This is a genomic window from Falsiroseomonas tokyonensis (assembly GCF_019024325.1).
Classification (GTDB): domain Bacteria; phylum Pseudomonadota; class Alphaproteobacteria; order Acetobacterales; family Acetobacteraceae; genus Falsiroseomonas; species Falsiroseomonas tokyonensis.
In genome coordinates this window covers 1-22,686 of the sequence record NZ_JAFNJS010000002.1, presented here as the reverse complement: position 1 = coordinate 22,686, position 22,686 = coordinate 1, and the positions used below count along the sequence as shown (strand labels likewise).

Genomic DNA, 22,686 nt, shown 5'->3' with positions numbered 1-22,686 from the left:
TTCAGCCTTTCGTCGGTCGCGGGGCGGGCAGGTTGTCCGCCTCGGAGACGTTCCGGGGAGTAGGGGGCACCGGGTCATAGCCACCCGGGTGCCAGGGGTTGCAGCGCAATACACGGCGCGCGGTCAACCAGCTACCGCGCAGCGCGCCGTGCTCGGCCACCGCCTGCAGGCCGTATTCGCTGCAATGCGGGTAGAATCGGCAATTGCAGCCGATGAAGGGGCGGAGGGTGAGCTGGTAGGTGCGGATCGCGCCCCGCAGCAGGTGCTGCTGGGGGGTCATGCGGGGGCATCCACCAGCGGCGGCGTGGGCGGCTGCTCCTTCGCCGGCAGCACCCCGCCTTGGCGCAACGCGCCGCGCAGGTCGCCCAGCAGGGTGGCGAAGTCGCGCTTTGCCGTCGCCTCCCGCCCGATCACCACCAGGTCGAAGCCCGGCGGGGCATCCTGGCCCAGCAGCAGCCGCGCCGCCTCCCGCAGCCGCCGTTTCGTGCGGTTGCGGATGACGGCGTTGCCGATCTTCTTGGTGGCGGTGAAGCCGACCCGCAGCGGGCCGTCCGTGCCCTTCAGCACCTGCAGCACGAGCCCAGGCCGAGCCGCCCGCTGGCCGCGGGCCGCCACCAGCTTAAACTCACGACGCAGCTTCAGACGTGGCGGGCGCGCCGGCATGACACGAGTTTGCCCGCCGCGATCTCAGGCGGAGAGCTTCTTGCGGCCCTTGGCGCGGCGATTGGCCAGCACATTGCGCCCGCCGACCGTCGCCGTACGGGCGCGGAAGCCGTGGCGGCGCTTCCGGACGAGCTTCGAGGGCTGATAGGTACGCTTCACGACACACTCCCGCGGGCTCCGGATCCTGGCACCCAGGGAATGCCCCTGGCCCGCCACGCACCGGCTGGTATCTAAAGGAATTGCCGGCGGCGGCCCTATATGGCGAGGGCCACCCCGGCGAGGCCGGACGTATAGGGAAGCGCCACCCCTGCCGTCAACCGCGCGGATCGGGCATGAGGGGCGCCGGATGCCACGCCCAAGCCGCCGTAAGGACCCTGCCGATGCCCGATTTCGACCTGGTTGTGATTGGTGCGGGCGCGGCCGGCCTCTCCGCCGCCGCCTTTTCGGCCGGCCTTGGGCTGAAGGTGGCCCTGGTGGAGCGCGGCCGCATGGGGGGCGATTGCCTGAACTATGGCTGCGTTCCCTCCAAGGCGCTGCTCGCCGCCGCCCATGCCGCCCATGCCGCCCGCCAGGCCGGGCGATTCGGGGTGCGGCTGCCGGAGCCGGAGATCGACTGGGCGACGCTGCGCGCCCATGTGCAGGGCGCCATCGCGCGCATCGCGCCCATCGATTCGGAGGCCCGCTACCGCGGCATGGGGGTGGAGGTGATCCGCGCCTCCGCCCATTTCGTGGCCCCCGACATGATCGAGGCCGCCGGCCGGCGGATCAGCTTCCGCCGCTGCGTCATCGCCGCCGGCAGCCAGGCGATCGTGCCGGATATCCCGGGACTCGGCCCGGTGCCCTGGCTGACGAACGAGACGATCTTCGAGCTGGAGGATCCGCCCGGCCACCTCATCATCCTGGGCGGCGGGCCGATCGGGCTGGAGATGGCGCAGGCGCATGCCCGGCTCGGCTGCCTGGTGACGGTGATCGAGGCCGGGCGAATCGCCGGCCGGGACGACCCGGAGCTCGTCGATGGCCTGCGCCGCGCCCTGCTGCGGGAGGGGGTGACGCTGCTGGAAGGTGCCAAGCTCGCCCGCGTCAGCTCCGACCGGCCGGAAGGTGGCGGGCCGGGGCTGGTGGCGCATCTGGAGGATGGGCGCGCGATCGGCGGCACCCACCTGCTGCTGGCGGTGGGAAGGGCGCCGCGGCTGGCGGGGTTGGACCTCTCGGCCGGCCAGGTGGCGGCGACGAAGCGCGGCATCACCACCGATGCCGGGCTGCGCTCTACCACCAATCCCCGGGTCTTCGCGGTGGGCGATATCGCCGACCCGGAGGGCATCGGCCCGCGCGCCTTCACCCACGTCGCCTCCCAGCATGCCGGCATCCTGGCGCGGCGCATGATCTTCCGCCTGCCGGCCAAGGTGGACTACGCCGCCCTGCCCCGCGTGACCTACACGGATCCGGAGCTCGCCCAGATCGGCCTGACCGAGGCCGAGGCGCGCGAGGCCGGGCATGAGATCAACATCCTGCGCTTTCCGGTGGCAGAGACCGACCGCGCGGCGGCGGAAGGGATCGAGGAAGGGCTGGTTAAGCTGGTGGTGACGCCCAAGGGCCGGCTGCTCGGCGCCGGCATCCTGGCGCCGCATGCCGGGGAGATGGCCGGCACCTTCGCGCTGATGATCGGCCGCAAGCTGCCGCTTTCCGCGCTGGCCGGGCTGGTGCTGCCCTATCCCACCCTGGCGGAGGCGGCGAAGCGGGCGGCGGGCGACTTCTACGCACCCAAGCTGATGTCGCCCCTGGTCAAGCGTGTGGTGGGCTGGCTGAAACACCTGCCCTGAGCGGGAGGCTCGCCTTCTTAACGGATTTGCGCGAGGCTCTGGCGCAACATGCTGCAATGCGGGAAGAGGGCACGAACATGGCGGGTAAACTGGAGGGCCGCACGGCCCTCGTCACCGGCTCCACCTCCGGCATCGGCCTGGCCATTGCGCTAGGCTTTGCCGGGGCGGGTGCCAAGGTGATGCTGAACGGCTTCGGCAGCGCTGCCGAAATCGCCAAGGCCCGCGCCGCGGTGGGTGCGGCCATGGGCGTGGCGGAGGCGCCCTATTCGGGCGCCGACATGTCCAAGCCCGAGGAGATCCGCGCCATGGTGAAGGCCTGCGAGGCCGAGCTCGGCGCCTGCGACATCCTGGTGAACAATGCCGGCATCCAGTTCGTCGCGCCGGTGGAGGAGTTCCCGGAGGACAAGTTCGACCGGATCATCGCCATCAACTTCACCTCCAACTTCCACGCCATCAAGGCGGCGCTGCCGGGGATGAAGGCGCGCGGCTTCGGGCGGATCGTGAACGTCGCATCCGCCCACGGCCTGGTCGCGAGCCCCTACAAGACCGCCTATGTGGCGGCGAAGCACGCGGTGGTGGGGCTGACCAAGTCAGTGGCGCTGGAGATCGCCCGCGGGCCCGTCACCTGCAACGCCATCTGCCCCGGCTTCGTCCGCACCCCGCTGGCGGAGGCCCAGGTAAAGCCGCTGGCGGAGAAGCACGGCGTCTCCGAGGACAAGGCGCTGACCGACTTCCTGCTGGAGCGCCAGCCCACCAAGCGGTGGGTGGAGGTCGAGGAAGTGGCGGAGATGGCGCTGTTCCTGGTGGGCCCGAACAGCGGCAGCATCAATGGCAGCGCGCTGTCCATCGACGGCGGTTGGACCGCGCAGTGAGAGGCAGTGGAGGTGGTGCTGGCGGCCCGTGCCACTTCGCACGGGCCGAGGCCGCGAATGCGGCCCGCGCCCAGACCGCCCGGCTTGCCGGGTGGAACAGTGCAGGGCGCGAAGGCAAGCCGGCGGATGCCGGCGCCCGCCGTTTGAGGGCAGTTAATGATTGAAAACGAGTTTCGCGCGGAGGCGGCCGATACGCTGGGCGCGGCCGGCGCCGCGCCCGGCCCCGCGCCACGCACCACCCGCCCCGCCCCCACCACGCGCCGCATCAACCTGGCGCTGCAGGGCGGCGGCACGCATGGCGCCTTCACCTGGGGGGTGCTGGAGCGGCTGCTGGAGGATGAGCGGCTGGAATTCGAGGCGGTCTCCGGCACCTCCGCCGGCGCCATGAATGCGGCCGTCTTCGTCCAGGGCCTCTGCGAGGGCGGGCGGGACGGGGCGCGCCGGGCGCTGGAGCGCTTCTGGCGCAATGCCGCCAGCCGCATGTCCATGAGCCCGCTGCAGAACACGCCGCTGGAAAAGGCGCTCTGGGGCCATGACCTGACCTGGTCCTTCGCCTACCAGACCTTCGAGACGCTGACCCGCGTCATGTCCCCCTACCAGCTCAATCCCACCCCCTACGAGTTCAACCCGCTGCGCCAGGTGCTGGAGGAGGAGATCCACCCCGAAATCCTGCGCCACGGCAAGGGCCCGAAACTGTTCATCTCCGCCACCTCCGTCCGCACCGGCAAGCCGCGGGTCTTTGCGCGGGAGGAGGTGACGGTCGACACGCTGCTGGCCTCGGCCTGCCTGCCGCAATTCTTCAAGGCGGTGGAGATCGATGGCGAGCCCTTCTGGGATGGCGGCTATCTCGGCAATCCCGCGCTCTGGCCGCTGTATGAGCAGGGTGGGCCGCCGGACATCGTGCTGGTGCAGCTGAACCCCATCGTGCGGGACGAGCTGCCGACGCGGCCGACGGAGATCGTCAACCGGCTGAACGAGATCAGCTTCAATGCCTCCCTGATGGCGGAGATGCGCGCCATCGACTTCGTGCAGCGGCTGCTGGAGGCCGGGCGGCTGGAGCAGCCGCGCTACCGCAAGCTGTTTGTCCATTGCATCGAGGACGAGGCGCGGATGCGCGACTTCAAGCTCAGCACCAAGCTGAACGGCGACTGGGACTTCCTCATGACCCTGAAGCGCTATGGGCGGGAGGCGGCGGATGGCTGGATCGCCGCGCATTTCGACAAGCTGGGGCGGGAGAGCAGCGTGGATATCCGCGAGCGTTTCCTGTGACCGGAGCGGCTGGGGCGCGCGCGGCGCCGCCTCCACACGGCGGAGATGCGCCGCTGGAACGAATTCGCCTGTAAAGATCATTTACTGCGCATTTTGCGCCTTGCACGCGAAAGTGATATTTGGTTCCAATTCGAAGCGATCGGAGAGACGCTTCATGTCCAACTTGCCGCGCCAGCTGCTTCGCGAGCCAGCCGCCAAAGGCCCGACCCTCGCGGAAAACGACAATCATCCCGGCGCGGGGCCGGAGGTGCTGGACTGGCATCGCGGCGATGGCGACGACACCGTGATCGGCGGCGGCGGCGGCGATACGCTCCGCCTCATCGGCACCGGCCTGACGCCCGAGGGCTTGCTCGCGCGGATCGAAACCGAATCGGGCAGCCCGGCGCCGCGCCTGCTGGGGTCCGCGGTCGATGTGACCGGCGTGGTCGGGCGAATCGTGCTGGGCAGCGAGACGGTGATTTTCCGCGCCATGGAACGCCTGATCCTGCAGGGCCGACCGGCCAGCAACGACCACTAACCATCTGAAAAAGGCCAATAGCTGGCCGTTCCGGCAGGCATCGATTTCGCCTATGGGCTCCACAGGCCCTTCGGATTGGATGCGTGAGACGCCGCCGCGCTTGATCCATCCCGCAAAACCAAGCGGGAGATCAGACCGTGACCGATACCAACCGACGCCCCGGATGCTGGGACCTCGACTACCTCCTGCCGGAACGGCCGGCGCAGGGCCGCTGGCATGGCGGTCCGGTGAATCAAAGGCTGCGGCCGGGCAATGAGCACCGGGTCTGGCATCCCGGCGACGGCAACTGCGTGATCGCCGTGAACGATGCGGTGCGCACCCTGCAGCTGGACGATACCGACCGCACGCTGGAGCAGATCCTGCAGGCGATCCGGGTGGAGCCCGGCTCCCCCCTGCCCCGCCTGGGCCTGGGCGAGATCCTGCTGGAGGGCGTGCGCGGCACCATCCAGCTGGGGGAGGAGCGGATCCGTTTCGCCGGGCTGCAGCGCGTGGTGATCGGCGGCTACAGCGCCTATCCGGCGCGCGGCAAGGAATGAGGCCGCGGGTGCAGGGCGAGGCTCAGCCGGGCGGGGCGCCGGGCCTCGACCACCACGATGGCCCATTGGCGGAAGCGGCGGGCCAGCACCGCCAGGCGGCGCGGATCGCCGGCCAGCAGCAGGTGGTGCTCCGCCCAGCCCGGCCCGCGACCCGTCCCCCGGCCGAAACCCTCGGCCAGCACCAGATCCCGCGCCGCCACCCGCAGCCGGGCCTGCATGCGGCGGTTCCAGCCGGGCGGCATGCGCCGGCTGCGCGGGTTCCAGGCGGTGACGAAGCCGGCCTGGCGCAGCCCGTGCGCGGCCACCAAAGCATCCATCGTGGCGCTGCGCCGGCCGATCCGCACCGTGATGCCGGCGGCCTCGTAGCCCGTGGCGCGGAAGGCGGCGAGCGGCGGGCGGGTCACGTGAGTTGCAGCAGCAGGCCCTTGAGATAGGCGCTCTCGGGCAAGCCGGGATGCACGGGATGGTCCGGCCCGGCGCCGACGGTGGCCAGCAGCCGCGCCTCCCGCTTCGCCCGGTGCAGGCCCCAGGCCACCGCATCGGTGAAATCGCCGGGCGAGACGTGGTGGGAGCAGGAGGCGATGAAGAGGATGCCCTCCGGCGAAACGAGCCCCGCCGCCAGCCGCGCCAGCTTGCCATAGCCGCGCAGCGCCGCCGGCTGGTCCTTGCGGGTTTTCGCAAAGGCGGGCGGGTCCGCCACCACCACCTCGAACTTCCGGCCGCTGGCGGCCATCTTTTCCAGGTGCTCCAGCGCCTCCGCCTTCAGGGGCGTGACGCGGTCGGCAAAACCGGCGAGGCGGGCGGCCTGCATGGCGTGGTCCAGCGCGTGCTCGCTGCGGTCGAGCAGCGTGACCTCGGAAGCGCCAGCCGCCGCCGCGGCCAGGCCGAAGCCGCCGGTGTGGCAGAAGGCATCGAGCATGGTGCGGCCGCGGCAGAGGCGGGCGACCATGGCGCGATTGGCGCGCTGGTCGAAGAACCAGCCGGTCTTCTGGCCACCCAGCAGGTCCACCGGGAAGCTGAGGCCGGATTCCTCGACGGTGGCGGTGCCCTCGCCCTGCAGGGCGGTGACCGATTCGGACAGTCCCTCCAGCTTGCGCACGGCGCTGTCGTTGCGCGCCACCACCAGGCGGGGAGCAAACAGCGCGTTCAGCGCGGCCAGGATGTGGGGCGTCGCGGCATCCATGCCGGCGGTATTCGCCTGGATCGCCACCGCATCGCCGTAGCGGTCGATGATCAGGCCCGGCAGGCCATCGGCCTCGGCATGCACCAGCCGGTAGTAGGGCGCGTCGAACAGCCGCTCCCGCAGCGCCAGGCAGGCGGCGAGGCGGCGCTGGTACCAGGCGGCGTCGATGGTGGCCGCCGGATTGCCGTCCAGCCGGCGGGCGGCGATCAGGCTATGCGGGTTGAAATGCCAGACGCCGTGCTTCACGCCGTCATCGCCTTCCAGCCGCACCGGGGTGCCGGGCTGCAGGGCGCGCAGCGCGGGGGTCATGGCGATCTCGTTGGAGAAGGCCCAGGGGTGGCCCCCCTTCACGCGGCGGTCGCCGCCGGGGGCGAGGCGGATCAGCGGATGCTCGGTCATGGCCGGGCCTATGCCCGGATCAGCCGCGGACCGCCAGTATGACCCCACCGATGGTCATGGACAGCGCCGCCACCTCCCGCAGCCCCAGCGGCTCGCCCAGCAGCAGCGCGGCGGAGGCGACGCCGATCACCGGCGTCAGCAGCGTGCCGGAGGAGGCAGCCGCCGCCGGCAACCGCCGCAGCGCCGCGAACCAGGCGAGGTAGCAAAGGCCCAAGGGCCCGACGCCACCATAGACCATCACCGCCCAGTCCCACCCGGACAACCCGGAAAAGTCCGGCGTCTCGAAGATCAGCGCGCCGGCCAGCAGCGGCGTGCAGCCGACCACGAGCTGCCAGGCGACGGAGGTGGTGGGCGGCAGCGCCAGCGGCCAGCGCTTGGTGACGACGGTGCCGAGCGAGAACAGCACCGCCCCGCCCAGCGCCGCCACCACGCCCGGCAGCTTGGCGAGCCCGACATCCAGCCCCGGCCCCACCACCAGCACCACCAGCCCGCCGAGCCCCAGCACCAGGGCGGCGAGGCGCCGGCGGCTCGGCGGCTCGCCCAGCACCAGCCAGGCGAGCAGCGAGGTCCAGACCGGCATGGTGTAGCAGACGATCGTCGCCTCCCCCGCCGCCAGCCACAGCAGGGAGAAGGTCGCCATGCCCATCCAGGCGGTGACGTTCAGCAGGCTCGCCGCCACCAGGCGCGGCCAGAGCGCCCGGGGCACGGTGAGCCTTTCGCCGCGCCAGGCCGCGATGGCGAATAGCAGGGAAATGCCGAGCGCGGCGCAGACCACGCGCATGGAGAAGGGCGGCAGCACGCCCAGCAGCAGCTTCATCGAGGTCCAGTTGAAGCCCCAGCCGATGACGGTCACCAGCAGCAGCGCCAGCCCGCGCGGGTCGAGCCGGGCCGCGGCGGGGGGGATCAATCCAGGTAGTCCGGCTCCTCCTTGGCAAGGCGGCGCTTGATGCTTTCCATGTGGAGGAAGGCGCTTTCGCGGTCGCCCTCGCGCATCTGGTCGTAGGTTTTCTGCGCCAGTTCGGGCGGCACCGGCTTCAGCGGGCGGCCGGTGGACAGCGCCAGGCGCTGCGCCTCCGCCGCGCGCTCCAGGTAATACAGGTCGTCCCAGGCCTCGGCCGCGCTGGCGCCGACCACCATCACGCCGTGATTCTTCATGAAGACGATATCGGCATCGCCGATCGAGGCGGCGATGCGGTCACCCTCCCGCTCATCCAGGGCGAGGCCGTTGTAGTGCTCGTCCACCACGGTGCGGCCGTAGAATTTCAGGGCGGATTGCCCGGCCCAGGCCAGCGGCGGGCCTTCCAGCATGGCGAGCGCCGTGGCGTTCGGCATATGGGTGTGGAAGGCGGCCTTGGCGCGCGGCAGGTTCTTGTGGACCCGGGCATGGATGTAGAAGGCCGTCGCCTCCGGCACGCCCTCGCCGGCCACCACATTGCCCGCGAAATCGCAGACGAGGAGGCGGGAGGCGGTGATCTCGGCAAAGGCCCAGCCGTACGGGTTCACCAGGAACAGGTCGTCCCGCCCCGGCACCACCAGCGAAAAGTGGTTGCAGATGCCCTCATGCATGCCGAGGCGCGCGGCCATGCGGAAGGCGGCGGCGAGATCGACGCGCGCGGCGCGCACCGCCTCGGCGTCGAGCTCCGAATTGCGCAGGATGGCGGGGGCGGCGTTCAGCGCATGCGCCATGTCGGGGGCCTTTCCTTCGGGTGCTGAATGATTCGCAGCAGCCTCGCCGCGCTGCAAGCCCGCGATCTGGCCATTTGGGAAAGTCCGGGGCAGATCATGCGCGGCGGACGGAGGGACGGCGATGAGCGGCACCAACCAGCGGATCGACGGCAAGCGGCTGTGGGACAGCCTGATGGCCATGGCGCGGCATGGCGCCACGCCCAAGGGCGGCGTGCGCCGGCTGACCCTGACCGATATCGACAAGGCCGCCCGCGACGATTTTCGCAGCCAGTGCGAGGCGCTCGGCCTGACGGTGCGGGTGGACGCCATCGGCAATATGTTCGCCCGCCGCGAAGGCCGCGACCCGTCCCGCCTGCCCGTGCTCTTCGGCAGCCACCTGGACAGCCAGCCCTCCGGCGGGAAGTTCGACGGCGCGCTCGGCGTCATGGCGGGCATGGAGGTGATGCGCACGCTGCACGAGCTGAACATCACCACGGAGGCGCCGCTGGAGCTGGTGAACTGGACCGACGAGGAAGGCAGCCGCTTCGGCCTGTCCCTCATGGGCAGCGGCACCTGGGCCGGCGTCTATCCGCTGGCCCGCAGCTACGCCCTGCCGGACCAGCAGGGCGTCACCGTGGAACAGGCCCTGAAGGATATCGGCTACCAGGGCGAACACCCCGCCGCCCCCTTCCCGGCCGATGCCTATTTCGAGCTGCATATCGAGCAGGGCCCGATCCTGGAGAAGGAGGGACGGCAGATCGGCATCGTCACCGGCGCCCAGGCGCAGGTCTGGTGGGATGCGCGCATCACCGGCCAGGACGCCCATGCCGGCACCACGCCCCCCTCCACCCGGCGGGACGCGCTGGTGGCGGCGGCGCAGGTGATCACCCTGGTCGACGGGCTGATGCGCGACCGCGGCGAGGACGGCTGCGGCACGGTGGGCTTCCTGAAGGTCGAGCCGAACAGCCGCAACGTGATCCCTGGCGAGGTGCGGTTCTCCATCGAGTTCCGCCACCCGGACAGCGCCGATATCGCCGCCCTCGCCCGCGACTTCCCGCCCATGGCCTCGGCGGTGGTGAAGGAGGCCGGCTGCCAGCTCGAACTCACCCAGGTGCTGCACTACGACGCGCAGCCCTTCGATGCGGCGTGCGTCGCCCTGGTCGAACAGGCCGCCGAACGGCTGGGCTATCCGGCGCGCCGCATGGTCTCGGGCGCCGGGCATGACGCCGTCTATGTCGCCCGGCGCCTACCCGCGGCGATGATCTTCACCCCCTGCAAGGACGGCCTCAGCCACAACGAGGCCGAGAGCATCGAACCGTCGGAGGCCGAAGCCGGCTGCCAGGTGCTGTTCGAGGCGGTGCTCGCGCGGGCCAACCGGCTGCTTCCCACATCGGGCGTGTAACACCGCACCGGTTCGCGCCGCGACGCGCAACTTTCACGTGATTGGGGCGCTTGGCGCGAGGCATGTCCCAAGCCTCGCCGCCCCCTTTTCCGGAGAGACCGCGCATCATGAACCCATCGCTTTGGCCACGCCCGGCCCAGATCGCCGCAGGTCTTCTCCTGCTCTTCGGCCTCATCGGCTGGGTTACCGTCGTGAGCGTCAGCGGCGATGCGCGGGAGGCGCGCGAGCTGGCGGCGCGGAACGAGGCGCAGCGCGCCACGCTGGAACAGACCCTGGCCGCCGAACGGGCCGCCAACGGCGCCCTGCCCGCCCTGCAGGCCCGTGCCCAGCAGGCCGAACAGGCCCGCACCGCCGCCGAAGCGCGCGCGCAGCAGCTGACCGGAGAGGCCACCCAGGCCGAGCAGCGCCTGGCCACCCTGCGGCAGGAGCTGGCCGAGGCCCAGCAGGCCGCCGAGGCCGCCCGCAGCGCCCGCGCCGAGACCGCCGAGCTGCAGCAGCGCCTGGCCCAGACGCGCGAGGAGCTGCGCCAGGCCGAGGCGCGGCGCGATGCGCTGCGCGTGGAGGTCGAGCAGGCCGAGACCGCCCAGGCGCGCGCCGCCGAAAGCCGTGACGCCACGTCAGAGGCGCTCCGCAGCCTGCAGGCCCGCCAGGCGGCGCTGACGGCCGGGGTGCAGTCGGCCGAGGCGCGCCTTGCCGAACTCGCCGCCGAGGCCGGCCGGGCGGAGGAAGGGCTGACCGCGCGCAATGCGGAGCTGGCGGGAATCGAGCAGCGGCTGCGCGGCATGCGCGACCAGCAGGCGCTGCTGGAGACCGACCTGAACACCCGCCGCGCCGCCCTGGCCGAGGTGCAGGCCCGGCTGGAGCAGGCGACCCAGGCGGCGGAACAGGCGGCCAACCGCCTCTCCGCCACGCAGTCCGAGATGGCGCAGGCAACCCGCCAGGCGGGCGAGGTGCAGCAGCGCCTGGCCAGCCTGCGCAACGAGGCGACGGCCGCCGAGGCCCAGCGCGACCAGCGCCGCCAGGCCGCCGAGCGCGCCGAGGCCGAGGCCGGCCGCCTGGCCCAGGCGCGTGAGGCCGCGGAGCGCGAGACCCGCCAGGCTGAGGCGCGCCGGACCGAGGTGACGGCGGAGCTGCGCGCGGCGGAGGAGCGGCTGCAGGGCCTGACCGCCAATGTGGAGGCGCAGCAGCGCCGCCTGGCGGAGCTGCGCCAGCAGGCCGAGCAGGCAGGCTCCGCGCTCGCCGAGCGCCAGCGTGCGGCAGCCGAGGCGGCGCGGCAGGTGACCGAGCTCGGCGAGCAGACCCGCCAGGCCCAGGCGACGCTGGAGCAGCTGCGCCAGTCCATCGGCCAGCAGCAACAGCAGCAGCGCCCGGCCCAGCCGGCGCAGCCTGGCCAGCCGGCACAGCCGGCGAACTGAGGGTCGCACGGCCCGCCATGCGCGGGCCGCGCCGCTACAGCACGATCTGTCCGAATGGACAGATCTCGTGCTGTAGAAGCTATTGTTTCTAAAGCACGAAATCGGTTCAGACTGATTCAGTGTGAACCGATAGTGCTTTAGCCCAGCGCGGCTGCCGCCATCCAGGCGGCCATTCCCGACAGCAGGCCCAGCGCCAGGGCCTGCAACGCGCCGCCCATCGGCGGCAGACCGCTGGCCCGCGCCTTCAACCCGCCCAGCCCGAGCAGACCCGCCGCCGTCAGGCCGGCGGAGGCCACCAGCGCATCGGCCGGCGCGGCGGCCAGCAGATAGGGCAGCAGCGGCAGCAGCCCGCCCAGTGCCTGGCCCAGCCCCAGCGCCAGCGCGGACCGAGCGGCCTGGCGCGGATCGGGCTCGGAGAGGTCGAGTTCGAAGCGCATCATGAAATCTACCCAGCGCCGGCGATCGCCGGCGATCGCCTCCACCGCCTGGCGCAGCAGGTCCCCGCGCAGGCCGTAGCGGTGCAGGATCGCCGCCACCTCCCAGCGCTCACGCTCGGGGTAGAGGCGGCTTTCCTCCTCCTCCCGCGCCCGTTCGGCCAGGTAGTGCGCGGCCTCGCGGCGCGCGGCCATGGCATGGCCGAGCCCGGCCGACACCGCGCCGGCCGCCGCCACCGCCAGGCCGGAGAGCAGGATCGGCGCCGGCGCCACGCCCAGCGCCGCCAGCGCGGCGGTCACCGCGAAGGGCAGCACCAGCCCATCCGCAGCCCCGGACAGCAGGTCGCGCAGCGGCGCCAGGCTGGCGAAGTGGCTTTCCTCATGCGCCGGGCCGGGCGGCATGGGGGGTAGGCCATCACGGGTCGGCTCGCCCGGCAGGGCGGGGGCGGAGGATGCGTGGGACATGGTGCCAGACTACAGTTGCCACTCGGGCCGAGTCACGTCCGGAAGCCCGGCACGCCGGCCCGCAAGACATTGTGAAAAAAGGGAATTTTGGGAATGAGACGCATCCTCACAGCGGCCCTGCTGGGTGCGGCCAGCCTGGCCATGCCGCTGGCGGCCCAGCCGGCCGGGAACCGGCCGCTCGAGATCCGGGAGATCGGCAGCCTGCATGTCGGCGGCAGGGTGGCGGAAATCACCGGCCTGCCGGAGCAGGAGATCGTCTTCTCCCCCGGCGCGCCGCCGCTGCGGGTCAATCCGAACGGGCATTTCCAGGTGGAGCAGATGTATGCCCAGTACGTCCGCCTGGCATCGCCACGGGCGCGCTGGCCGCTGATCCTGGCGCATGGCGGCGGGCTTTCGGGCGTGACCTATGAGACGACGCCGGATGGCCGCCCCGGCTGGCAGATGGCCTTCCTGCGCGCCGGCCATGATGTCTATGTGACGGATGCGATGGAGCGTGGCCGCTCCGGCTGGGCGCGCTTCCCGCAGATTCTGGCCGGGGAGCCGGTGTTCCGCAGCATGGGCGAGGGCTGGGGCCTGTTCCGCGTCGGACCCGCGGATGGCTGGAACCTGGAGGCCAGCCAGCGCCGCGCCTTCCCCGAGACGCGCTTCCCCGTCGCCGCCTGGAACCAGTTCATGATGCAGGCGGTGCCGCGCTGGGTGACCACGGACCGCCAGGTGCAGGCGGCCTACGACGCGCTGGTGCAGCGCATCTGCCCCTGCGTGATGCTGGTGCATAGCCAGGGCGGCAATTTCGGTTTCACCGCCGCGCTGAACGCGCCGGGGCTGGTCAAGGCGGTGATCGCCGTCGAACCGTCCGGCGCCCCGCCCGCCACCGCCGATGCCGCCCCGCTGCGGGAGGTGCCGCACCTGGTCGTCTGGGGCGACTATATGTCCGACAACCCCTTCTGGCAGCGCATCCGCGGCAATATCGAGCGCTGGCAGGGCCAGATCCGCGCCGCCGGCGGCGTGGCGGAGACGCTGGACATGCCGGCGGAGGGCGTGCGCGGCAACTCGCACATGATCATGATGGACGACAATTCGGATGACGTGGCGGCGCGCATCCAGGCCTGGATGGAGCGCCAGGGCCTGATGCGCTGACCGCCTGGACCGTCAGGCCTGGCCGCCGGCCACCGCCCGGTTGCGGGCGGTATCCGCCGGCAGGTTCAGCCGCACCCGGCCTTCCGCCACCGCGGAGACCAGGCACAGCGGCAGGAAGTGATGGTGCTGCTGGGTGCCGTCCGGATCGTCCTTCCGGGTCAGCTTGATGCGGTCGCCTTCCACCTTGTCCACGGTGCCGACATGGCCGCCATCCTGGCCGACGACCTCCATGTGTTCCTGGATCTGCGTGGTGAAATCGCTCATCGCTGGGCTTCCTTCCGCTCTGGATGCGGGAATAACGGCCCAGGCGCCGGGCGGATGCCTGGCGGCGGCGACCGTTCCGCGCGCGGCAGGGCCGGGCGCGGGCGGCGCTTCGGGTTGTCGCCGCCGCAAGCCCTGTCTATAGCGGCGCAGCCGGAGGACGATCTTGGCCACCACCGAACCCGATACCCAACCCCGCACGGAGCCCACCGCCGCCCAGGCGGCCCAGGCCCTGCTGCTTGCCCGCCCCGCCAGCGAGGAGCGCCGGATGGCCGATGCCATCCGCGCGCTCGCCATCGATGCGGTGGAGCAGGCCAAGTCCGGCCATCCCGGCATGCCCATGGGCATGGCGGATGTCGCCACCGTGCTGTTCACGCGCTTCCTGAAATACGACGCCGCGGACCCCCGCTGGCCGGACCGGGACCGCTTCGTGCTGTCCGCCGGGCACGGCTCCATGCTGCTCTATGCCCTTCTGCACCTGACGGGGCAGGAGGGGATGTCCATCGAGGACATCAAGCGCTTCCGCCAGCTGCATTCCCCCGCCGCCGGCCATCCGGAATTCGGCGAGCATCCGGGCATCGAGATGACCACCGGCCCGCTCGGCCAGGGCATCGCGACCGCGGTCGGCATGGCGCTGGCGGAACGCATGCTGGCGGCGCGCTTCGGCAAGTCGCTGGTGGATCACCGCACCTGGGTCATCGCCTCCGACGGCGACCTGATGGAGGGGATCAGCCACGAGGCGGCCTCCTTCGCAGGTCACATGCGCCTCGAACGGCTTTGCGTGCTGTATGACGACAACAATATCTCGATCGACGGCGATACCGCGATCTCGCTGTCCGACGACGCGCTGCGCCGCTTCCAGGCCTATGGCTGGGCCACCCGCCGGGTGGATGGCCATGACCATGAGCAGGTCGCGGCCGCCATGTCCTGGGCGATGCGCAACCGCAAGCCGACGCTGATCGCCTGCCGCACCATCATCGGCTTCACCGCGCCGAACAAGGCCGGCACCGCCTCCAGCCACGGTGCGCCGCTGGGCCAGGCCGAGGCCGATGCCGCCAAGGCCGCGATGGGCTGGAACCACGGGCCCTTCGAGGTACCGGAAGGCCTGAAGGCGCGCTGGGAGGAAGCCGGCCGCCGCGGCGCCGGCACCCGCCGGTCCTGGCTGAAGCGCCTGGCGAACCATGCGCAGAAGGACGAGTTCGAGCGGGCGCTCGCCGGCCGCCTGCCGGAAGCCTGGCACGAGCCGCTGGCGGCGCTGCGCGCCAAGCATGCCGAGGACCGGCCGAAGATCGCCACCCGCATCGCGTCGCAACGCGCGCTGGAAGCCCTGGTGCCGGCGGTGCCGGAGATGGTGGGCGGCTCCGCCGACCTCACCGGCTCCAACAATACCAATGTGAAGGGCATCCCCTCCGTCGCGCCGGGCAGCTATGGCGGCCGCTACATCCATTATGGCGTGCGCGAGCATGGCATGGCCGCCGCGATGAACGGCATGGCGCTGCATGGCGGGCTGATCCCCTATTCCGGCACCTTCCTCGTCTTCGCCGACTATCTGCGGCCGGCGCTGCGGCTTTCCGCACTGATGCGGCTGCGCGTCATCCATGTGCTGACGCATGACAGCATCGGCCTTGGCGAGGACGGGCCGACCCACCAGCCGGTGGAGACGCTGGCCTCCCTGCGCGCCATCCCCAACCTGGCGGTTTTCCGCCCGGCGGATGCGATGGAGACCGCCGAGTGCTGGGAACTGGCGGTGAAGCGCGCGGACGGGCCTTCGGTGCTCGCCTTGTCGCGCCAGAACCTGCCGGCCTTGCGCGCCGAGCCGGGCGAGAACCGCTCCGCCCGCGGCGGCTATGTGCTGGCCGAAAGCTCCGGCCCGCGCCGCGCCACGCTGATCGCCACGGGGTCCGAGGTGCATCTGGCCGTCGCGGCGCGCGCGCTGCTGGAAGCGGATGGCATCCCGACCGCCGTCGTCTCCCTCCCCTCCTGGGAAATCTTCGCGCTGCAGGACGAGGGCTATCGGAACCAGGTGCTCGGCGACGTGTTGCGCGTGGGCATCGAGGCGGCGTTGTCTTTCGGCTGGGACCGCTGGCTCGGGCCCGATGGCATCTTCATCGGCATGCAGGGTTTCGGCGCCAGCGCGCCGGCCGAGGAGTTGTTCCGACATTTCGGCATCACGGCGGAGGCCACGGCGGCGGCGGTGAAGAAGCGCCTCGGCTGAAGCTCGGTTTGGTCACAAAAGGGGAAAGACGACGATGACGGTGAAGGTTGCCATCAACGGCTTCGGGCGCATTGGCCGCCTGGTGCTGCGCGCCATGATCGAGAGCAACCGCACCGACGTGGAGTGCGTGGCGATCAACGACCTCGGCAGCGTCGAGGCGAATGCGCACCTGTTCCGCTACGACAGCGTGCATGGCCGCTTCCCCGGCGAGGTCGCGGTGGACGGCAACAAGATGATCATCACGGCGAATGGCCGCACCTATGCGCCGATCGTCGTGAGCGCCGAGCGTGACCCGACCAAGGTGCCCTTCCAGGGCGTCGATGTCGCCCTGGAATGCACCGGCATCTTCACCAGCAAGGAGAAGGCCTCCGCGCTGATCACCGCCGGCGCGCGCAAGGTCGTCATCTCCGCCCCCGGCGACAATGCCGATGCGACCATCGTCTATGGCGTGAACGAGAAGACGCTGACCAAGGAGATGACCGTCATCTCCAATGCCAGCTGCACCACCAACTGCCTGGCGCCGATCGCCAAGGTGCTGCACGACAATTTCGGCATCGTGCGCGGCTATATGGTGACCATCCACGCCTATACCGGCGACCAGAACACGGTCGACACGCTGCACAAGGACCTGCACCGCGCCCGCGCGGCCGCCGTTTCCGCCATCCCGACCAGCACGGGTGCCGCCAAGGCCGTGGGGCTGGTGATGCCGGAGCTGAAGGGCAAGCTGGACGGCACCGCCATCCGCATCCCGACGCCGAACGTCTCCCTGGTCAGCCTGGACTTCGTGCCCGCGAAGACCGAGGGGCTGACCAAGGAAGCGATCAACGCCGTGATGAAGGCGGCCTCCGAATCCGGCCCGCTGAAAGGCATCCTGGGCTACAACACGGCGCCGCTGGTCAGCATCGACTTCAACCACGACCCGCACAGCAGCACCTTCGACGCCACCCAGACCCAGGTGGTCGATGGCGGCCTGGTGCGCGTGATGTCCTGGTACGACAATGAATGGGGCTTCTCGAACCGCATGAGCGACACCGCCGCGCTCTTCGGCAGCCTCTGAGATAACGTCTCCCTCCCCCGTTCTTACGGGGGGTCGGGGCACTGCCCCGACGCCGGAGGCTGGTCGGGGTGGGGGCCCCGCGCCCCCCCTTCAGAACCGGTTCAGCCTGGCGCGGGACATCTCCATCCCCCGCCCCTCGCCGTTCACGCAGCGCAGCCCGGCCTGCCCGGATGTGCACACCACCCCCGCGCCGCTCCATCGCGCGCCATGGCCCAGCACCGGCAGGCGCGGGCTCACCACCAGGTCCCCCGCGCAGAGCACGGCAGATGGGCCCCGCGCCGCCAGCGCATAGGCATGCCCCCAGTCGCTGTCGCACTCCTCCGGCGCCGGCGGGCGGGCGAAGCTGAAGTTCACGATCTCGCAGCGCAGCGCGCGATCCATCACCTCGCAGCGGATATTGCCGGAGGGCAACTGGAAGCCTTCCTGGGCCGATGCTAGGACCGGAAGGAATGCGAAAGCAGCGATCCATCGGATCATGCGACACCCCGTAGCGTTTCTCTCCGCAGGATGATCGCCACCATGAGCTTCAAAACCATTGACGCGCTGGACGCAGCCGGGAAGCGCGTGCTGCTGCGCGCCGACCTGAACGTGCCGGTCCGGGACGGCGTGATCACCGACCGCACCCGCATCGAGCGCCTGGCGCCCACTATCCGCGAACTGGCGGAGAAGGGCGCGCGCGTCATCGTCTGCAGCCATTTCGACCGGCCGAAGGGCAAGCGGGTGCCGGAGATGTCGCTGAAGCCGATGGTGGAGGCGCTGTCCGCCGCGCTGGACCGGCCCGTCGCCTGGGCCGAGGACTGCGTGGGGCCGGAGGCGGAGGCCGCGGTCGCCGCGCTGGCCGATGGCCAGGTGCTGCTGCTGGAGAATACCCGCTTCCATGCGGGCGAGGAAAAGAACGACCCGGCGCTTTCCGCGGCGCTCGCGAAGCTCGCCGATGTCTATGTGAACGACGCCTTCTCCGCCGCGCATCGCGCGCATGCGAGCACGGAGGGCGTGGCCCACCTGCTGCCCAGCTATGCCGGCCGGCTGATGGAGGCGGAGCTGAAGGCGCTGGATGCGGCGCTGGGCAATCCGGCGCGGCCGGTGGTTGCCATCGTCGGCGGCGCCAAGATCTCCACCAAGCTGGAGCTGCTGGGCAACCTGACCCGCAAGGTCAATGTCCTGGTGATCGGCGGCGCCATGGCGAACACCTTCCTCGCCGCGCAGGGCTACCCGATGGGCCGGTCGCTGCAGGAAGCCGAGATGCATGAGACGGCCCGGACCATCATGGCCGAGGCCAAGGCGGCGAATTGCGAGATCATCCTGCCGGTGGACCTGGTGGTGGCCGGCGAATTCGCCGCCCAGGCGCCGCATCGCACCGTCGCCATCGACCGGGTGCCGGAGGATATGATGGCGCTCGATGTCGGACCCGACACGGTGGAGCTGGTGGAGAAGCGGCTGCGCCAGGCCTCCACCCTGGTCTGGAACGGCCCCTTCGGCGCCTTCGAGATCCCGCCCTTCGACACGGCGACGGTGGCGGTGGCGCAGTCCGTCGCGGGGCTGACCTCCTCCGCCGGGCTGAAATCCATCGCCGGCGGCGGGGATACCGTCTCCGCGTTGCGCCATGCAGGGGTGATGGACCGCCTCACCTACGTCTCCTCCGCCGGCGGCGCCTTCCTGGAATGGCTGGAGGGCAAGACGCTGCCCGGCGTGGCGGTGCTGGGGGCGAAGTAGTCTTCACGAATTCTCAACCTGAGGCGCGTTTGCCACTACAGGTTGCTGGATCGTTAACGGCCCATGCCGGCACGCTGCCGGCATGCGCCCCGTCAGATCCTCCTCGTCGATTTCCGCCTATCGATTCACCGATCATTCAGACCTGCGGTTCATGGTCGTTCGCATGATCGCCATGAACTCCCTTTCCGCCTTCACGGCGGAGGTCTCCCGGACGCAAGGGGCCGCCAAAACGCGCGGAACCGGCGCCATGCCGCAACCCCTGCAGCCGGTGCCGGCGCCGCAGCAGCGCACGCTGGACGCACAGCCATCCGCCCCCAGCGGGCCCATGCCGCGCGGGTCGCTGCTCGACCTTCGGGTCTGATCCGCCCGGCCGGGCGTTCCGGCCAGGTCTCGGTCCGACCAGGTCTCGGTCCGGCCAGGTCTCGGTCCGGGCCCTGCAAGCACCGTCTCCGAAATGGCCAGGGCGTGATGCAGAATGCCTTGCGAAGCAGCGGCTTCGGCGCCACCCTTGAGACATGTCCACGAGCACGGCCCGCTTCGTCCGCCGCATCCCCGAAGGGGAGGACAGGGAGCGACTGACCTGCAATGATTGCGGTTACGTCGCCTATGAAAATCCGAAGATCGTCGTGGGCTCCGTCGTGGCCGTGGAAGGCCGCGTGCTGCTGTGCCGGCGCGCCATCGAGCCCCGCCGCGGCTTCTGGACCATCCCCGCCGGCTATATGGAACTCGGCGAGACGGTGGAGGAAGGCGCGCTGCGTGAGGCGCGGGAGGAAGCCTGCGCCGAGCTGCAGCTGGACGGCGTCCTGGCGGTCTATTCCATCGCCCGCATAGGCCAGGTGCAGATCCTGTTCCGCGCCAGCCTGGCCAGCCCGGGCTTTGCCGCCGGCCCGGAAAGCCTGGAGGTCCGGCTTTTCGACTGGGACGAGATCCCCTGGGATGAGCTGGCCTTTCCCTCCGTCCACTGGGTCCTTCAGGCTTGGCGGGAGGCCGGCGACGCGCCGCTCGGCGCGCCGCGCGGCAACCCGCCCGCCGATCTCCGCGGCACGACCCCCCTGCCCCTCAGGACCTCGGAGGCTGCGGCATGATGCGGCGTGGCCTGATCCTCGGCAGCCTGGTGCTGCTGGCCCCCGGCGCGGCCCTGGCGCAGCGCCGCCGCCCGCTGGAGACCACCACCCTGCCGGAGCCGCCGCCGCCCGCGCCGCCGCTCGGCGGGGTGATCCGCCCACCCATCGTGGTGGGAGACCTGGCGCCGATGCCGAACCGGGATATCCAGGCGCCACCCGATATCTTCGCCCGGCCCGTCGGCCCGGTGCTGGAGCCGACGATCATCGAGGAACGGGAACAGCGCCGCGGCTTCACCTTCGGCCGCGAGCATCTTTCGGGCCGTCAGGACCAGCTGTTCAAGGACCTGGCACCCGGCGCCCGACTGCGGATTCCACTGGAATAGGGACGGGTAGCTTCAAATGCCGGGCGGCCTGGCAAGGTGACACGGAGGCCGTTTTCATAATCCTCTGTATTTTGGAGCAACAAGTCTAGAGCACGATCCGGCCAATTGCACGGATCTCGTGTTCTACAAGCCATTGAGTTCAGAGCGGGAAATCCCTTCCGACTATTTTAGTCAGAACGGATACTGCATTCGATGTTCGGTCTCGGGATGGGTGGTGTGGTGTGGTGTGGTGTGGGTTTATTTTGAGTGGTGAGGGCCCGCGTTGCCAAGCGTCGTAGATGCGCCGGAAGGGCGAACACCATCCGAGCGCTTTGAGGTGCTTAACGAAGTTGTCGGCGGTTCCAAAGGCGAGGAACTGTGCCTTCAGCGCTTCAATGCCTGGGTAGTGAAAGGGCTTGGCGGCGGCGTTCTTGATGGTCTGGTTTATCCGTTCGGGTTGGCCGGTTGAGCCGCGGGTGGTAGTGTTTCGCCGGACTATGCACGATCGCATGCTCACTGCAGGAATTTTCGAAGATGTCTTCGCCGAACAGGGCGGCGCTCTCTAGCTGACGGCCGGGGTTCTTGAGCAGGTCGGCGACGGCCATGCCGTAGGCACTCGTACGCGCGAGGATCGTCGATGCATCCCGCAAGACGCCACGCCACGCAGAGCCACACCTCAACCTCGCGCAGCGCCCCCACCGTCGAAACGGGCCATGATCGCCATGCCGGCAACGGCAACGGCTCCGGAAGACGCCGCGCCGATCTCGGTGGACATGGTGTCTGGCAACTGCAGGGTTTTTAGTTTGCAGCCGAATCCTATGGCCGTTCAATGGTTTGCGCCATGTCCGCCAGTCATCGGAGTTTCCGGGCTGTAGCAAGCACATCTATCACTGGCGCACCTCATGAAAAACTGCTTCTTCATGCGAGAAGTTCCGCGTCGCTGCCACCCCCGGCTGCACAAGCGGCGCCTGCTTCCGCGCTGCCCTCAGTCTTGCCGCCGCCCACATCGCGACTCGATAGTCTCGATAGACTCCAGGAGCCATTTCGTTGCTTAATAATGATAAGAGACCGAAATTCGTTTCGAATTCTGGGGTTTTCGGGGATTTTCTGGTCATCCAGGGGCCATCATTTGAGAGGCGCCGCCTAGCGGAGCTAGAGATGATGCGGCATGAGTTTACTTCTTGCTTAGCCGTTTTTACCACAGGGCTGCGGGAAAATCTTGCCGCAGGCATGACCGCCCTGTTCGGCCTCGCAATGGTCGGAACGTCGCTGACCGCAGGACCCAAGGTGGTTCCTAAAATTAGCGCACCCGTCGTGAATGGCCAATGCGCCCTTCTAAACTGCGAAGGTTCGAACGAAGATCCCCAGATACGAATCTCTGCCGACTTTCTTGGGATGGTTCCGCTTTTTTATGGATCCTACGGTGTACATTTTTTCGTGTCAAACAGGTTACACCTGCTGGTTTTAGCTCTCGAGGACGCTGGATACACCGTAGATCTCGATATCGGTTCCGTTGCGTCCATGTTTCTTGTCGATAGTTCGATCGGAATGCAACTAAGCGTTCGCCGAACACCGTTAAAAGGTATCAGCCTTCTTGGTACACAGGAGAGCATACTCATAACCAGGCAGGGCGGAAAGGTGCTCACGCAGCCCTGTTTGCCGGACGAACAACTGACACCCAACGAATACTACGGGCTGATCAAACGCGGCGCCGAAGAGGTAGCTTTGAACGTTCAGGCGGCTATAGACAGTGGCCTAGGGAGCCCTGTCTGTACCCTAACTGGCGGGCGTGACAGTCGCATGATACTCGCGGCTGTCATGGCGCTTGGGCGTCTGAAGGACGTCCGCTTCGCCACCACTGCCATACACCAGGAGGACGTAGACGTCGCCACCGGCCTGGTGCGGTTTTTTGGGGGCGCATACGGAAGCTCAGTTCCCTCTGGATACACCACCGCTACGTCGCAGGAAGCACTTCAGAGATATAGGAGCAGGTTTTTCGGTCTGTATCATGAACTTCAGTTGCAAGGGCTCGTACAGCCTGTTTTCGATGCTCCGACTATACGCATGGTCGGCGGCTGCGGTGAGTTATACAGAGACTTCTACCAGCCAAAATTCCCGAACGATAGCCACCTTTCTTTTTCAAAGGCCAACATAGACCATCTAGTGGAGTGACTCCAACACTTGCTTCCCGCGGTTGATGGCGGCGAGGACGCGGTCGGGGTCGGCGGTCCAGGCGA

General features: G+C 69.6%; 25 protein-coding genes. 15 read left to right on the top strand and 10 right to left on the bottom strand.

The window, feature by feature from the left end; translation table 11 throughout:
- Position 1: 1 nt before the first annotated feature.
- The 3 genes from yidD to rpmH are packed head-to-tail and all read right to left on the bottom strand — an operon-like array spanning position 2 to position 822.
- Complete coding sequence (gene yidD / locus J3S20_RS06275; RefSeq protein ID WP_216835549.1) at positions 2 to 280, bottom strand: membrane protein insertion efficiency factor YidD; 279 nt, start codon at positions 278 to 280, stop codon at positions 2 to 4.
- Positions 277 to 663, bottom strand: a complete 387-nt coding sequence (gene rnpA, locus J3S20_RS06270) for a ribonuclease P protein component (protein WP_216835547.1) — start codon at positions 661 to 663, stop codon at positions 277 to 279. Before rnpA ends, yidD begins: the two co-directional genes overlap by 4 nt.
- A gap of 24 nt (positions 664 to 687) precedes the next feature.
- Positions 688 to 822 carry a 50S ribosomal protein L34 gene (gene rpmH, locus J3S20_RS06265; RefSeq protein WP_092962847.1) on the bottom strand — a complete coding sequence of 45 codons (135 nt, stop codon included), beginning with the start codon at positions 820 to 822 and terminating at the stop codon, positions 688 to 690.
- A gap of 221 nt (positions 823 to 1,043) precedes the next feature.
- On the opposite strand from rpmH, the gene J3S20_RS06260 reads away from it, so the two are divergent.
- From J3S20_RS06260 to J3S20_RS06240, 5 genes are all read left to right on the top strand, one after another.
- Entirely contained in the window at positions 1,044 to 2,483 is a 1,440-nt protein-coding gene (locus J3S20_RS06260; protein ID WP_216835545.1) for a dihydrolipoyl dehydrogenase family protein, read from the top strand.
- Positions 2,484 to 2,560: 77 nt separating this feature from the next.
- A complete protein-coding gene (locus J3S20_RS06255; protein WP_216835543.1) occupies positions 2,561 to 3,355 on the top strand; it encodes a 3-hydroxybutyrate dehydrogenase in 795 nt (264 codons plus the stop codon).
- Positions 3,356 to 3,511: 156 nt separating this feature from the next.
- Complete coding sequence (locus J3S20_RS06250; RefSeq protein ID WP_216835541.1) at positions 3,512 to 4,624, top strand: patatin-like phospholipase family protein; 1,113 nt, start codon at positions 3,512 to 3,514, stop codon at positions 4,622 to 4,624.
- A gap of 154 nt (positions 4,625 to 4,778) precedes the next feature.
- Positions 4,779 to 5,141 carry a hypothetical protein gene (locus J3S20_RS06245; protein ID WP_216835540.1) on the top strand — a complete coding sequence of 121 codons (363 nt, stop codon included), beginning with the start codon at positions 4,779 to 4,781 and terminating at the stop codon, positions 5,139 to 5,141.
- 137 nt (positions 5,142 to 5,278) lie between these two features.
- Positions 5,279 to 5,677, top strand: coding sequence for a hypothetical protein (locus J3S20_RS06240; protein WP_216835539.1), 399 nt, complete (start codon positions 5,279 to 5,281; stop codon positions 5,675 to 5,677).
- On the opposite strand, the gene J3S20_RS30115 is transcribed toward J3S20_RS06240, so the two are convergent.
- Genes J3S20_RS30115 through J3S20_RS06220 form a run of 4 tightly spaced genes read right to left on the bottom strand, consistent with a single transcriptional unit; the run spans position 5,653 to position 8,945 of the window.
- Complete coding sequence (locus J3S20_RS30115) at positions 5,653 to 6,081, bottom strand: DUF3293 domain-containing protein (RefSeq protein WP_216835538.1); 429 nt, start codon at positions 6,079 to 6,081, stop codon at positions 5,653 to 5,655. The two genes, J3S20_RS06240 and J3S20_RS30115, sit on opposite strands and share 25 nt — an antisense overlap.
- Positions 6,078 to 7,259 carry a class I SAM-dependent rRNA methyltransferase gene (locus J3S20_RS06230; protein WP_216835536.1) on the bottom strand — a complete coding sequence of 394 codons (1,182 nt, stop codon included), beginning with the start codon at positions 7,257 to 7,259 and terminating at the stop codon, positions 6,078 to 6,080. The genes J3S20_RS30115 and J3S20_RS06230 overlap by 4 nt, the downstream gene beginning before the upstream one ends.
- A 19-nt stretch (positions 7,260 to 7,278) precedes the next feature.
- A complete protein-coding gene (locus J3S20_RS06225) occupies positions 7,279 to 8,166 on the bottom strand; it encodes a DMT family transporter (protein ID WP_216835535.1) in 888 nt (295 codons plus the stop codon).
- The gene (locus J3S20_RS06220; protein WP_216835533.1) at positions 8,163 to 8,945 is read right to left on the bottom strand and encodes an aldolase; all 783 of its coding nucleotides are present in this window, start codon (positions 8,943 to 8,945) and stop codon (positions 8,163 to 8,165) included. Before J3S20_RS06220 ends, J3S20_RS06225 begins: the two co-directional genes overlap by 4 nt.
- A 121-nt stretch (positions 8,946 to 9,066) precedes the next feature.
- Here J3S20_RS06220 and J3S20_RS06215 point away from each other — a divergent pair, with 121 nt between their 5' ends.
- Both J3S20_RS06215 and J3S20_RS06210 read left to right on the top strand, forming a co-directional pair.
- Positions 9,067 to 10,326, top strand: coding sequence for a Zn-dependent hydrolase (locus J3S20_RS06215; protein WP_216835531.1), 1,260 nt, complete (start codon positions 9,067 to 9,069; stop codon positions 10,324 to 10,326).
- A gap of 107 nt (positions 10,327 to 10,433) precedes the next feature.
- A complete protein-coding gene (locus tag J3S20_RS06210) occupies positions 10,434 to 11,741 on the top strand; it encodes a coiled-coil domain-containing protein (RefSeq protein ID WP_216835530.1) in 1,308 nt (435 codons plus the stop codon).
- A gap of 137 nt (positions 11,742 to 11,878) precedes the next feature.
- Here the strand turns inward: J3S20_RS06210 and J3S20_RS06205 are convergent, their stop codons facing one another.
- Positions 11,879 to 12,640 carry a VIT1/CCC1 transporter family protein gene (locus J3S20_RS06205; RefSeq protein ID WP_216835529.1) on the bottom strand — a complete coding sequence of 254 codons (762 nt, stop codon included), beginning with the start codon at positions 12,638 to 12,640 and terminating at the stop codon, positions 11,879 to 11,881.
- Between the two features lie 93 nt (positions 12,641 to 12,733).
- On the opposite strand from J3S20_RS06205, the gene J3S20_RS06200 reads away from it, so the two are divergent.
- Positions 12,734 to 13,777, top strand: coding sequence for an alpha/beta hydrolase family protein (locus J3S20_RS06200; RefSeq protein WP_216835527.1), 1,044 nt, complete (start codon positions 12,734 to 12,736; stop codon positions 13,775 to 13,777).
- Positions 13,778 to 13,789: 12 nt separating this feature from the next.
- On the opposite strand, the gene J3S20_RS06195 is transcribed toward J3S20_RS06200, so the two are convergent.
- Positions 13,790 to 14,041, bottom strand: coding sequence for a DUF2171 domain-containing protein (locus J3S20_RS06195; protein WP_216835526.1), 252 nt, complete (start codon positions 14,039 to 14,041; stop codon positions 13,790 to 13,792).
- 163 nt (positions 14,042 to 14,204) lie between these two features.
- Between J3S20_RS06195 and tkt the strand changes: the two genes are divergently transcribed.
- The gene (gene tkt, locus J3S20_RS06190; protein WP_379793634.1) at positions 14,205 to 16,253 is read left to right on the top strand and encodes a transketolase; all 2,049 of its coding nucleotides are present in this window, start codon (positions 14,205 to 14,207) and stop codon (positions 16,251 to 16,253) included.
- Between the two features lie 34 nt (positions 16,254 to 16,287).
- Positions 16,288 to 17,310: a type I glyceraldehyde-3-phosphate dehydrogenase gene (gene gap, locus J3S20_RS06185; protein ID WP_216835523.1), complete on the top strand. Its 1,023-nt coding sequence runs from the start codon at positions 16,288 to 16,290 to the stop codon at positions 17,308 to 17,310.
- A 90-nt stretch (positions 17,311 to 17,400) separates the two neighbouring features.
- On the opposite strand, the gene J3S20_RS06180 is transcribed toward gap, so the two are convergent.
- The gene (locus J3S20_RS06180; RefSeq protein WP_216835521.1) at positions 17,401 to 17,787 is read right to left on the bottom strand and encodes a DUF6636 domain-containing protein; all 387 of its coding nucleotides are present in this window, start codon (positions 17,785 to 17,787) and stop codon (positions 17,401 to 17,403) included.
- A gap of 33 nt (positions 17,788 to 17,820) precedes the next feature.
- Between J3S20_RS06180 and J3S20_RS06175 the strand changes: the two genes are divergently transcribed.
- The 5 genes from J3S20_RS06175 (at position 17,821) to J3S20_RS06155 (ending at position 22,621) form a co-directional block, all read left to right on the top strand.
- Entirely contained in the window at positions 17,821 to 19,023 is a 1,203-nt protein-coding gene (locus J3S20_RS06175; RefSeq protein ID WP_216836372.1) for a phosphoglycerate kinase, read from the top strand.
- Between the two features lie 515 nt (positions 19,024 to 19,538).
- Positions 19,539 to 20,108 (top strand): NUDIX hydrolase, encoded by a 570-nt coding sequence (locus J3S20_RS06170; RefSeq protein WP_216835520.1) that lies wholly within the window; start codon positions 19,539 to 19,541, stop codon positions 20,106 to 20,108.
- A complete protein-coding gene (locus tag J3S20_RS06165) occupies positions 20,105 to 20,470 on the top strand; it encodes a hypothetical protein (protein WP_216835518.1) in 366 nt (121 codons plus the stop codon). Before J3S20_RS06170 ends, J3S20_RS06165 begins: the two co-directional genes overlap by 4 nt.
- Positions 20,471 to 20,732: 262 nt before the next feature.
- A complete protein-coding gene (locus J3S20_RS06160; protein WP_216835517.1) occupies positions 20,733 to 20,918 on the top strand; it encodes a hypothetical protein in 186 nt (61 codons plus the stop codon).
- A gap of 761 nt (positions 20,919 to 21,679) precedes the next feature.
- On the top strand, positions 21,680 to 22,621 hold the full coding sequence (locus tag J3S20_RS06155) for a hypothetical protein (protein WP_216835515.1): 942 nt from the start codon (positions 21,680 to 21,682) through the stop codon (positions 22,619 to 22,621).
- The last annotated feature ends 65 nt before the right edge of the window (positions 22,622 to 22,686 follow it).